This window comes from Klebsiella michiganensis (assembly GCF_015139575.1).
Lineage (GTDB): Bacteria > Pseudomonadota > Gammaproteobacteria > Enterobacterales > Enterobacteriaceae > Klebsiella > Klebsiella michiganensis.
The window spans coordinates 5,365,461-5,377,581 of record NZ_AP022547.1; the positions used below are offsets into that span (position 1 = coordinate 5,365,461).

At 55.7% G+C, this 12,121-nt stretch carries 11 protein-coding genes; 8 read left to right on the plus strand and 3 right to left on the minus strand.

Annotation, left to right across the window (positions count from 1 at the left end; all coding sequences use genetic code 11):
- Window positions 1-114: 114 nt before the first annotated feature.
- The 4 genes from JLG71_RS25060 to araC all read left to right on the plus strand — a co-directional run bounded on the left by JLG71_RS25060 (window position 115) and on the right by araC (window position 5,818).
- Entirely contained in the window at window positions 115-1,458 is a 1,344-nt protein-coding gene (locus JLG71_RS25060; RefSeq protein ID WP_025107621.1) for a hemolysin family protein, read from the plus strand.
- A 196-nt stretch (window positions 1,459-1,654) separates the two neighbouring features.
- The gene (locus tag JLG71_RS25065; protein WP_200913883.1) at window positions 1,655-2,887 is read left to right on the plus strand and encodes an oligosaccharide MFS transporter; all 1,233 of its coding nucleotides are present in this window, start codon (window positions 1,655-1,657) and stop codon (window positions 2,885-2,887) included.
- Window positions 2,888-2,905: 18 nt separating this feature from the next.
- Window positions 2,906-4,915: a beta-galactosidase gene (locus JLG71_RS25070; protein ID WP_038423970.1), complete on the plus strand. Its 2,010-nt coding sequence runs from the start codon at window positions 2,906-2,908 to the stop codon at window positions 4,913-4,915.
- A 30-nt stretch (window positions 4,916-4,945) separates the two neighbouring features.
- The gene (araC, locus tag JLG71_RS25075; RefSeq protein ID WP_004098024.1) at window positions 4,946-5,818 is read left to right on the plus strand and encodes an arabinose operon transcriptional regulator AraC; all 873 of its coding nucleotides are present in this window, start codon (window positions 4,946-4,948) and stop codon (window positions 5,816-5,818) included.
- Window positions 5,819-5,885: 67 nt separating this feature from the next.
- Here the strand turns inward: araC and JLG71_RS25080 are convergent, their stop codons facing one another.
- Entirely contained in the window at window positions 5,886-6,092 is a 207-nt protein-coding gene (locus JLG71_RS25080) for a DUF1107 domain-containing protein (RefSeq protein WP_004098023.1), read from the minus strand.
- A 322-nt stretch (window positions 6,093-6,414) separates the two neighbouring features.
- Between JLG71_RS25080 and JLG71_RS25085 the strand changes: the two genes are divergently transcribed.
- Window positions 6,415-6,972: a YtfJ family protein gene (locus tag JLG71_RS25085; protein ID WP_032747643.1), complete on the plus strand. Its 558-nt coding sequence runs from the start codon at window positions 6,415-6,417 to the stop codon at window positions 6,970-6,972.
- Here the strand turns inward: JLG71_RS25085 and cysQ are convergent.
- A complete protein-coding gene (gene cysQ, locus JLG71_RS25090) occupies window positions 6,962-7,705 on the minus strand; it encodes a 3'(2'),5'-bisphosphate nucleotidase CysQ (protein WP_004098019.1) in 744 nt (247 codons plus the stop codon). The two genes, JLG71_RS25085 and cysQ, sit on opposite strands and share 11 nt — an antisense overlap.
- Before the next feature lie 191 nt (window positions 7,706-7,896).
- Between cysQ and JLG71_RS25095 the strand changes: the two genes are divergently transcribed.
- The gene (locus JLG71_RS25095) at window positions 7,897-9,840 is read left to right on the plus strand and encodes a bifunctional 2',3'-cyclic-nucleotide 2'-phosphodiesterase/3'-nucleotidase (protein WP_200913884.1); all 1,944 of its coding nucleotides are present in this window, start codon (window positions 7,897-7,899) and stop codon (window positions 9,838-9,840) included.
- 52 nt (window positions 9,841-9,892) lie between these two features.
- On the opposite strand, the gene JLG71_RS25100 is transcribed toward JLG71_RS25095, so the two are convergent.
- On the minus strand, window positions 9,893-10,270 hold the full coding sequence (locus JLG71_RS25100) for a winged helix-turn-helix transcriptional regulator (protein ID WP_004098015.1): 378 nt from the start codon (window positions 10,268-10,270) through the stop codon (window positions 9,893-9,895).
- A gap of 90 nt (window positions 10,271-10,360) precedes the next feature.
- Here JLG71_RS25100 and JLG71_RS25105 point away from each other — a divergent pair, with 90 nt between their 5' ends.
- Together JLG71_RS25105 and JLG71_RS25110 are read left to right on the plus strand one after the other, a co-directional pair.
- Complete coding sequence (locus tag JLG71_RS25105) at window positions 10,361-11,209, plus strand: SDR family oxidoreductase (RefSeq protein ID WP_014227633.1); 849 nt, start codon at window positions 10,361-10,363, stop codon at window positions 11,207-11,209.
- Between the two features lie 80 nt (window positions 11,210-11,289).
- Window positions 11,290-12,114: an AraC family transcriptional regulator gene (locus tag JLG71_RS25110; RefSeq protein WP_049083190.1), complete on the plus strand. Its 825-nt coding sequence runs from the start codon at window positions 11,290-11,292 to the stop codon at window positions 12,112-12,114.
- Window positions 12,115-12,121 lie beyond the last annotated feature (7 nt).

A 12,121-nucleotide genomic window follows, 5' to 3' on the forward strand; every position in this document is an offset into this window, starting at 1 on the left:
CTATACTACGCCGTGCTATCGCCGGTCCAGAGCCTTCGGACCGGCTTTTTGTGAATTCCACTTAGCGTTATCCACTTCCCTTCCGAGGATCTGATCTCAACGGTCAGATAAGATATGTTAAACAGTATTTTAGTAATACTTTGTCTGATAGCCGTCAGTGCGTTCTTTTCGATATCGGAAATCTCGCTGGCCGCATCACGTAAAATCAAACTCAAGCTGCTGGCCGATGACGGCAACATCAACGCTCAACGCGTGCTGAAGATGCAGGAAAACCCCGGGATGTTCTTTACCGTGGTGCAAATCGGCCTCAACGCGGTAGCGATTCTCGGCGGTATCGTCGGCGATGCGGCATTTTCGCCGGCGTTTAACAGCCTCTTTAGCCGCTATATGTCCCCGGAGCTCTCCGAGCAGCTGAGCTTTATTATCTCCTTTACCCTGGTCACCAGCCTGTTCATTCTGTTTGCTGACCTGACTCCGAAACGCATCGGTATGATCGCGCCTGAAGCCGTCGCTTTACGCATCATCAACCCGATGCGCTTCTGCCTGTTTCTCTTCCGCCCGCTGGTGTGGTTGTTTAACGGCATGGCCAACAATATCTTCCGCCTGTTCAAAATTCCGATGGTGCGTAAAGACGACATTACCTCCGATGATATTTACGCCGTGGTGGAAGCCGGCGCGCTGGCAGGGGTGCTGCGTAAGCAGGAGCATGAGCTGATTGAGAACGTGTTCGAACTGGAATCGCGCACCGTGCCTTCATCGATGACCTCGCGTGAAAACGTCATCTGGTTCGATCTTCACGAAGATGAACAGAGCCTGAAGAATAAGGTCGCGGAGCATCCGCACTCCAAGTTCCTGGTCTGTAATGAAGATATCGACCACATCATCGGCTACGTTGACTCCAAAGACCTGCTGAACCGCGTGCTGGCAAACCAGAGTCTGGTGCTGACCGGCGGCGTGCAGATTCGCAATACGCTGATTGTCCCGGATACCCTGACGCTGTCTGAAGCGCTGGAAAGCTTTAAAACCGCCGGTGAAGACTTCGCCGTGATCATGAACGAATATGCGCTGGTGGTCGGGATTATCACCCTGAACGACGTGATGACCACCCTGATGGGCGACCTCGTCGGCCAGGGGCTGGAAGAGCAGATCGTCGCGCGCGATGAAAACTCCTGGCTCATTGACGGCGGAACGCCGATCGACGACGTGATGCGGGTGCTGGATATCGATGATTTCCCGCAGTCCGGCAATTACGAGACCATCGGCGGCTTTATGATGTTTATGCTGCGTAAAATTCCCAAGCGCACCGACGCGGTGAAATTCTCCGGCTATAAGTTCGAAGTGGTGGATATCGACAACTACCGCATCGATCAGCTGCTGGTGACCCGTATCGACAATAAGCCGACGGTGCTGGTGCCCAAGCTGCCGGATGCGGCCAACAGCGATAAAGAGTCAGCGTAAAACCGTTGACGAACCGAAAAGGCGGATGAAAATCCGCCTTTTTTATTGCCCGAATGTGAGGCTGCTCACGCCCCTCGGGCAATAGCAGATTTTTACTGCTCCATAGCGAAACGTTCATGACTCCCCTCTGCGCAAAAAGGTAACTTTGCTCGCGTCTACACGATCATATTCCTGAATAAAGGAAGCGAGGGTTACCATGATAGAATCAAATAAAAACTACTATATAAGCTGTCTGTTCTTCCTGTTCTTCTTTATTGGCTGGGGATGCTGCTATCCTTATTTATCATTGTGGTTAACGGAAACCATCGGCATTAATTACACTGATGTCGGTCTGGTTTATTCCTTTACCGCGATTATTGCCGTTTGCGTTCAACCGCTATTCGGTTTTATATCCGACAGGCTGGTCTATCGTAAAAACCTGATGTGGCTGCTGGCCATCATTATTACCCTCTTTGCCCCCTATTGGATCTACGTCTTTGCGCCATTATTAAAAGTTAACGTTTTTCTCGGGGCGCTGGCGGGCGGCATCTATATTGGCATGGCCTACGGCGCAGGCTGCGGTATTTGCGAAGCTTACATTGATAAAGTCAGCCGCGCTTCCGGTTTTGAGTTTGGTCGCGCCAGAATGTTTGGCGGCATTGGCGCGGCTATCGGCACCTTCGCGGCAGGCAAGCTCTACGGGATCGACCAGAACATGATTTTCTGGCTGGCCAGCGGTGCCGGAGTATGCCTGCTGGTCATTGTCTGGAAAATGCAGATTAGCGCGAATAAACAAGGTGCGATACACAGCAGTAAAGCCTCGCCGGTCACCCTGAGCGACGCCACCTCGCTGCTGAAAATGAAGAAATTCTGGTTCTTCGCGATCTACACGATCGGCGTCGGCGCGGTATATGAAACCTACGACCAGCAGTTCGCCATCTATTACAGCCACTTCTTTGAGAGCAAAGCGCGCGGCGCGGAAGTCTTCGGCTATTTAACCACAGGACAGATTTTCCTTGATGCGGTGGTGATGTTTTTCGCCCCATGGTTCGTGAATAAAATCGGCCCGAAAAATGCTCTGCTGTACTGCGGAATGATTATGAGTCTGCGCATTATCGGCTCGGCCTGGGCTATCGGTCCGGTGTCCATTAGCCTGATTAAACTGCTGCACGGTTTTGAAAGCTCGGTATTACTCGTCGCCGCGCTGAAATATATTACGGCCAACTTCAACCCGCTGCTTTCGGCCACGGTTTATTTAATCGGCTTCCAGTTTTCGAAAAGCTTTAGCTCTATTTTCCTTTCTACCGGCATCGGTCATATGTACCAGAGCATGGGCTTTACCAGCAGCTATATCGTGCTCGGCGGTATCGCCCTGTGCTTTACCCTGATTTCATTTATTACGCTGGACAAAGCGCGCGCTTTTTCCCCGCAGCCGGCGCCCGCGCATTAATTTAAGGAGGTAACCTGTATGTCTGATTTATTTTATGGCGTGGCCTATTACGATGAATATATGCCGGAAGATCGGCTGGCGAAAGATATCGCCTTAATGCAGGAAACGGGCATTAACGTGGTGCGGATTGCCGAATCGACCTGGAGTACGCTGGAGCCCCGGGAGGGCGAATATAACTTCTACCATATCGACCGGGTGCTGAATGCCATGCATAAAGCGGGGATCGCGGTGATTATCGGCACGCCAACCTACGCCGTCCCGGCCTGGCTGGCGGCGAAACACCCGGATATTCTGGTCACTACCGTCAACGGGCAGCAAAAATATGGCCCGCGCCAGATTATGGATATCGTCAACCCGACCTTTCGCCGCTATGCCGAAAAGATTATCCGTACGCTAATGGCGCACGTGCAGCACCATCCGGCGATTATTGGCTGGCAGCTGGATAACGAAACCAAGCATTACGATAATATCGGCCGTCATATGCAGGAGGGTTTTGTGCGCAGCCTGCGGGAAAAATACCCCGACCTTGACCGGTTGAATAACGATTTTGGTCTGGATTACTGGAGCAACCGCATCGATAGCTGGCAGGATTTTCCGCCGGTCGAAAACACTATCAACGCCAGCCTCGCCTGCGCGTTCTCCCGCTACCAGCGTCAGCAGGTGACGGAGTATCTCGCCTGGCAGGCGGAGATCGTACGCGAATATGCCCAGCCGCATCAGTTCGTCACCCACAACTTCGATTTTGAATGGCGCGGCTACTCCTACGGCGTGCAGCCGCGAGTTGACCATTTTGCGGCGGCGCAGACGCTGGATATTGCCGGGGTCGATATCTATCACCCGAGCCAGAAACACCTGACCGGGCGAGAAATCGCGTTTGGCGGCGCCATTACGCGTTCGCTAAAGCAGGGTAAGAATTACTTCGTGCTGGAAACCCAGGCGCAGGGCTTTGCCCAGTGGACACCTTATCCGGGCCAGCTGCGCCTGCAGGCTTTTAGCCACGTGGCATCGGGGGCGGCAATGGTCTCTTACTGGCACTGGCATTCGATTCATAACGCGTTCGAGACCTACTGGAAGGGGCTGTTAAGCCACGACTTCTCGCGCAACGCGACCTGGCAGGAGGCCACCACTATCGGGGCTGACTTTGCCCGCCTGTCGCCGCAGCTGGCGGAGCTGAAGGCAGAAAACGACGTCGCGCTGCTGATAAGCAATGAGGCGATGGACGCCCTTAACCAGTTCCGTCCCGGCGACGCGCAGGGCAATATTTATAACGATATTTTCCGCCGCTTCCACGATGCGCTGTATGACCACAATATCAGCCTCGATATTATCCACGACGTTAACGAGGAAACCGCGCGCTACCGCGCGCTGATCGTACCCGGACTCTACGCCGCCGATGATGGCCTGCTGACGCGTATCAACCGCTATATCGAGCAGGGCGGCAGAGCGCTGATCGGCTTTAAATCAGGCTTTAGCGATGAAAACGTGAAGGTGCGCAGCGGCGCGCAGCCGGGAATTTTGCGCGAGAGCTGCGGCGTGAGCTACAGTCAATTCACCCTGCCGGAAGAAACCACGGTAAGCGCCTGCAGCGCTGACATTGATTGCCGTCAAGACAATCAGGCCGAGCTGTGGATGGAGCTGCTGACGCCGGACGCCGGTACCCGTACGCTACTGCGCTATCAGCATCCGGCATGGGGCGACTATGCCGCCGCCACCGAGGCGGATTACGCTCAGGGTCGGGCGATTTACGTTGGCTTCCTGCCGCAGAAAACGCTGATTAGCCAGCTGTTCGATCGGCTGACCGCAGGACTGGATCTGCGTTCACGTACATCGGCCTACCGCTATCCGCTGGTGGTCAAAAAGATGCGCAACCGCGACGGCAACAGCATCCACTTCCTGTTCAACTACTCCGGCGAACCGCAGGCGTTTATCAGCGAGACATCGGGCAACGCGCTGTTGAGCGGGGAAAAAGTTAGCTGCGGCCAGCCGTTGCGCCTCAAAGCATGGGAATTTACTATCATCGAAAGTTAAGCGGGCGGCGGCGCTCGGGCGGGAGAAACGATGGAACTGGATATCAATGAGCTACTGAACTTCTCGCCATTGATGAAGACCTTTACCTTCAACGCCTGGGTCGTCGCCGGCTTTACCCCCATCACCCGCGGCTCAAAGCTGGACTACTACATAAACCGCCCGCAGGGGATGAAAGGTTACATCATCAATCTGACGCTGCGCGGCCAGGCGCGCGCGAAAGCGGGAGACGGCTCCCTTCTGTGTCGTGAAAACGATCTGCTGCTCTTCCCGCCCGGCGTTCCGCACCATTACGGACGGGATGAACACAGCGAATACTGGGATCATTTATGGATCTACTTCATCCCCCGGCCCTACTGGATAGACTGGCTAAAATGGGATCAAACGACCCACGGCATTGGTAAAACTACGGTCAACGATCCTGAGCAGCTGCAGAGTCTGCGCGATCTGTTCTATGAAGTTATCCGCCACCACTCCGCTTCCGCCCCGCTGTCGGAGGCGCTGGCGATGAATGCGCTGGAGCGCCTGATCCTGAACTGCTTTCAGCGACAGCCGATCAGCAACCGCCACGCCCACGACCCGCGGATTAACGCGGTGTGCGACTATCTTAACGAACATATTGCCCAGGAGATGAAGATCGAGACCCTGGCGGCGATGGTTTTTCTCTCCCCTTCGCGGCTGGCGCATTTGTTCAAAAATGAGCTGGGGCAAACGGTTTACGCCTGGCGCGAGGCGCAGCGCATCAACCGCGCGAGGTGGCTGATCCAGAGCACCTCCCTGCCGCTTAACAAAATCGCCCTGTCGGTAGGTTACGGAGACCCGGTCTATTTCACGCGCATTTTCCGTAAACATAACGGCATTCCCCCGGGAGAGTACCGTAAACGCTATGCGGAAATGAAGGGATAGGTCCAGAAACATCAACGGCTCCCTTAGGGAGCCGCCTTTTTACCGTGTAGTCATACCTCTTTTCAGGTTATGCCATCTCTGTTTGCAGACGGCTCACCTGGCGGTTGACTTCAGACATCACTGACAAATGCAGCTTGTCCTTAACCTTCGGGATAAGGATTTTGCCCTTATCAAACTCAAAAGCGCCAACGTCCTTGATATACAAACGTCCACGGAACAGGATCTTCACGTACTTCGCTACTTGTAGCGGGTTGTAGCGTTGGAAAATTTTCATTGTTGTCTCCTGCCAGGGTTACGCTCCTGTGGTGCCACAGTTAGCCCACGTACCGGAATCGCAAATTTTAATGCCCTGAAACTATAGTCCAGAATCTGAGTGATACCCAGTTTGTATAAGTTTATTTACCTTATGATGACAATAATTCAGAGTTTTCGTTTCAGGCATCCGATGAAGGTAGTATAAGTCGCCGATTTTAGACGGAATTGTGCGTCAACACGCAAACTGGCACCATCATTGCGGGTAATGCCCATAAATCGCACTTATGATTAAAGCAGACCAAGTGGTCGGATCACCTGCACAGATAATAAAAGGAAACACCATGACCCTACGTAGATTACTGGCCGTTTCATGTCTCCTGTTCCCGCTGATGGCGTCGGCGCATAACTTTGTCGATGGTCAGCGCGTTGCGCCGGTCGGCGTCGCGGATCGGGGGGAGCTGGTACTGAACAACGATAAGTTTAGCTATAAAAGCTGGAATAGCGCGCAGCTGGTGGGGAAAGTGCGCGTCGTGCAGCATATTGCCGGGCGCTCGTCGGCAAAAGAAAAAAACGCGACCCTGATTGAAGCGATTAAAAGCGCGAAGCTCCCGCACGATCGCTATCAAACCACCACAATTGTCAATACCGATGACGCTATCCCGGGTTCAGGCATGTTTGTCCGCAGCAGTATTGAGAGCAACAAGCAGCTCTACCCCTGGTCGCAGTTTATCGTCGACAGCAACGGTGTGGTCCGCAAAGCGTGGCAGCTTAATGAAGAGAGTTCGGCCATCGTGGTGCTGGATAAAGATGGCCGCGTACAGTGGGCTAAAGACGGCGCGCTTAGCCAGGAAGAGGTGCAGCAGGTGGTTGCCCTGCTGCACAAGCTGCTCAATAAATAGAGACCCGGAAGCCGGGGTTGAGGAACGATTCACGCGGCGTGTAATCAAGGGTACGCCCCTGCCAGTCGTGAACGTGCGCCCCTGCGGCGCTGGCGACCGCATGACCGGCCGCGGTGTCCCAGGTGGAGGTCGGCCCGAAGCGCGGATAAAGCTGGGCCTGCCCTTCGGCGACCAGACAGAACTTCAGCGATGAACCGATTGAGGTGGTCTGGTGTTCGCCAAGCTGCTCCAGATACTCCTGCAGCTCCGGGTCATTGCCGTGGGAGCGGCTAATCACCACCAGCGGCGGACGCGCATCGCGGACCTGAATCTGCTTGCGAACGCCGCACTCCTCTTTCCACGCTTTGCCCTTTTCCGCGCTGTACATCACCTTCATCACCGGCGCGTAGACCACGCCAAGGATCGGCTTCCCGTTTTCAATCAAGGCGATATTGACGGTAAACTCGCCGTTGCGCTTGATAAATTCTTTGGTGCCGTCCAGCGGGTCCACCAGCCAGTAGCGCTGCCAGTGCTGGCGCACCTCCCAGGCCGGCGGGTCCTCTTCCGACAGAACCGGAATATCGGGCGTCAGCGCCAGCAGGCCGCTGATAATCACCTTGTGTGCCGCAATATCCGCGGCCGTGACCGGAGAATCGTCCTTCTTGCTGGCAACGTCCATCGGCTGTTTTCCATCGTAAACTTCCATGATGGCATCGCCCGCGTTCCGTGCTAGCTGACATACTTGTTCTAACATTCTCCACCTCGTCTGGTTACAGTGGCGTTAACTCGTTGTTTTATTTATATCGCATCATTGTGAGTTCCGCTATCTGTGATAACGATGGCGGTTTCCTTCACCGCTTTTCTGGCATGATTCACATTTCTGTAAGCAACAGAATGTAAATACATTTTCTTCTGTGCCATTGCTCATAAAAAAGGACGCCACTGATGATTAAGTTTAGCGCAACGCTGCTGGCCACGCTGATCGCCGCCAGCGTAAATGCGGCGACGGTCGATTTGCGGATTATGGAAACCACCGATCTGCACAGTAATATGATGGACTTTGACTATTACAAAGACAGCGCCACGGAAAAATTTGGCCTGGTGCGCACCGCAACCCTGATTGAGAAAGCGCGCCAGCAAGCCAAAAACAGCGTGCTGGTCGATAACGGCGACGTTATTCAGGGCAGCCCGCTGGGCGACTATATGGCGGCGAAGGGACTGAAAGAAGGCGATGTTCACCCGGTCTACAAGGCGATGAATACCCTGGATTATGTCGTAGGTAACCTCGGCAACCACGAGTTTAACTACGGGCTCGACTTCCTGCACAAAGCGCTGGCCGGGGCAAAATTCCCCTACGTGAACGCCAATATTATTGACGCCAAAACCGGCCAACCGATGTTTACGCCTTATCTGATTCAGGATACCCAGGTACAGGATAGCGACGGCAAAACGCAGACCCTGCGCATTGGCTATATCGGCTTCGTACCGCCGCAGATTATGACCTGGGATAAAGCCAATCTCAGCGGCAAAGTCACCGTCAACGACATTACCGCCACCGCGCGCAAGTTTGTCCCGGAAATGCGTGAGAAAGGCGCAGACGTGGTGGTGGTCATTGCCCACTCCGGCCTCTCCGCCGACCCGTATCAGGCCATGGCGGAGAACTCCGTTTACTATTTAAGCCAGGTGCCTGGGGTCGATGCCATTATGTTCGGCCACGCGCACGCCGTCTTCCCGAGCAAAGATTTTGCCGGTATCAAAGGCGCAGATATCGCGAAAGGTACGCTGAACGGCGTACCGGCAGTGATGCCGGGCATGTGGGGCGATCACCTTGGGGTGGTCGATCTGGTTCTGAACAACGACAGCGGTAAATGGCAGGTCAGCGCAGCGAAAGCCGAAGCGCGGCCGATCTACGATGCGGTGGCGAAGAAATCGCTGGCGGCAGAAGACAGCAACATGGTGGCGGTACTAAAAGCCGACCATGACGCCACTCGCGAGTTTGTCGGCAAACCGATTGGTCAATCCTCGGACAATATGTACAGCTATCTGGCGCTGGTGCAGGACGATCCGACCGTGCAGGTGGTCAATATGGCCCAGAAGGCCTACGTTGAGCACTATATTCAGGGCGACCCGGATCTGGCGAAACTGCCGGTACTCTCCGCCGCCGCGCCGTTTAAAGTCGGCGGACGCAAAAATGACCCCGCCAGCTTTGTTGAAGTGGAAAAAGGGCAGCTCACCTTCCGCAACGCCGCCGACCTCTACCTGTATCCCAACACCCTGGTGGTGATGAAAGTCAGCGGTAAAGAGGTTAAAGAGTGGCTGGAGTGCTCCGCCGGGCAGTTCAATCAGATTGACCCCGGCAGCAGCAAGCCGCAGTCGCTGATTAACTGGGACGGCTTTCGCACCTACAACTTCGATGTCATCGATGGCGTGAACTACCAGATCGATATCACCCAGCCGGCGCGCTATGACGGCGAATGTCAGCCCGTTAATCCGCAGGCCGAGCGAATTAAAAACCTGACCTTTAACGGCAAGCCAATCGATCCGAACGCCACTTTCCTCGTCGCCACCAATAACTACCGCGCTTACGGCGGTAAATTCCAGGGCACCGGTGAGGATCATATCGCGTTCGCCTCGCCGGATGAAAACCGCTCGGTGCTGGCGGCGTGGATTGGCGCGGAGTCGAAGAAAAACGGCGAGATCCATCCGGCGGCGGATAACAACTGGCGCCTGGCGCCGATCCACAGCACCGTACCGCTGGATATTCGCTTTGAAACCTCACCAGGCGATAAGGCCGCGGCGTTTATCAAAGAGAAAGCGCAATACCCGATGCGCCAGGTGGCTACCGACGATATCGGCTTTGCCATTTATCAGCTGGATTTGAGTAAATAATTGCCGGTTCCCCGGTTGTGCTGCGCTTACCGGGGCTATCCTGACATCATCCTCAGGCTACCTGTTCGTGGTTCGCCAGAACCGCGGGCAGGTTCAGCTCAATCCAGTCCGCCAGCGCCGCCACCTTCTCGCTCACCTGCTCACCGAGCGGAGTCAGACTATATTCAACGTGCGGCGGTACCACCGGGTACGACACGCGGTTAAGAAAGCCATCCTGCTCCAGCGCCTGGAGCGACTGGGCCAGCATCTTTTCGCTGACGCCGCCGATCTTACGCCGCAGATCGCTAAACCGATGGGTGCCATCGCGCAGGGACACCAAAATCAGTACGCCCCAGCGGCTGGTCACGTGCTTGAGCACTTCCCGCGAGGGGCACTGTTCGGCAAACAGGTTGCCGTTGCGTAGCTGCTCGCTCAGCGTCAGATTCGCCATATTCATACTTACCTTTTTGTACGTACTTACTAAAAGTTAGTTAAGGTGTTAGCTTACCACAACTGCCAATGAACACGAAGGAGAAGACCTATGATCGCAATTACCGGCGCAACCGGCCAGCTTGGCCAGCACGTCCTGGAAAATCTGTTAACTACCGTCCCCGCAGGCCAGGTTGTGGCTATCGTGCGCAACCCGGCGAAGGCTGAATCGCTGAGCCAAAAGGGCGTAGTGGTTCGTCAGGCCGACTACAGCGATGAAGCCGCGCTGACCGCCGCCCTGCAGGGCGTGGACAAACTGCTGCTGATCTCGTCCAGCGAAGTCGGCCAGCGCGCCGTCCAGCACCGCAACGTGATTAACGCGGCGAAAGCCGCCGGCGTGAAATTTATCGCCTACACCAGCCTGCTGCACGCCGATACCTCCCCGCTGGGGCTGGCGGATGAGCATATCGCCACCGAGAAAATGCTCGCCGACTCCGGCATTGCGTATGCCCTGCTGCGCAACGGCTGGTACACCGAAAACTACCTTGCCAGCGCGCCGCCGTCGATTGAACATGGCGTATTTATCGGCGCGGCCGGTAACGGCAAAATCGCCTCCGCCACCCGCGCGGACTACGCCGCCGCCGCCGCTCGCGTTATCGCCGAAGAGGGCCATGCCGGAAAAGTGTACGAGCTGGCGGGCGATGAAGCGTGGACGCTGAGCGAACTTGCCGCTGAGCTGAGCAAACAAAGCGGTAAAAACGTGGTGTATCAAAACCTCAGCGAAGCCGACTTCGCCGCCGCGCTGAAGGGCGTAGGCCTGCCCGCTGGCCTGGCTGACATGCTGGCGGATTCTGATACCGGCGCGTCCAAAGGCGGTCTGTTCGACGATAGCCGCACCCTGAGTAAGCTCATCGGTCGCCCAACCACGACGCTGGCAGAGAGCGTCAAAGGCATTCTGTAACTGTTACATAGTGGTTAATTTTTGTAGCATCCCGGCGGACCATCCTCAATAATAAAAGGATGTCCGTCGGGAGTTATCGCATGCAAGGCGTACCAGAACAGTTCAGTGATGAAAGAGACAGCGCGCGCTTTCGCCATCTGGCGCAGCTGCCCGGCGTTGAGCTGTACCATGCCCATATCTCCCGCTACGCCTTTGAACCGCACACCCATGAAGCCTTTGGTATCGGCGCGATAGAGCTCGGCGCCGAGCGTTTTCGCTATCGAGGCAGCCAGCACGTGGCTTCGGTTAACTCTATCGTCACCATGAATCCCGATGAACTGCACACCGGCGAGGCGGAAACCGCCGACGGCTGGCGCTATCGGATGATTTATCTCGACCCGGATACGCTGGAAGAGGTGACCGGCGAACGCCACTGGTGGTTCAGCGAGGTGGTGCGTCAGGATCCCCTGCGCTCCCGGCAAATCGGCAATCTTATCTATGGCCTGTGGCATACCGACGATCCGCTGGCGCAGCAGGGCCTGCTGCTGGATCTCATCGATACCTTCCGTCCGTTTGCCCATCACGCCGCTGCGCTGCCCGAGGCCCGCCACCGCTTCGAGCGGGTACGCGACTATCTGCACGACAACTATATGCGTACGGTCAGCCTCGATGAGCTGGCGCAGGTGGCGGCGCTCAGCCCATACCATTTTCAACGCCAGTTCAAAGCGCACTTTCACGTCACGCCGCACCAGATGCTGATGGCGATTCGCCTGTGGCGCGCCAAAGCGTTTCTCACCCACGGCATGCCCGCCGCCGACGTTGCTCTCGCCGCCGGGCTGACCGACCAGTCGCACCTGACGCGCGCGTTCACCCGCCGCTACGGCATTACGCCGGTACGTTATCAAAAGCAGGTTCTCCCGCGCTAATGCGCAA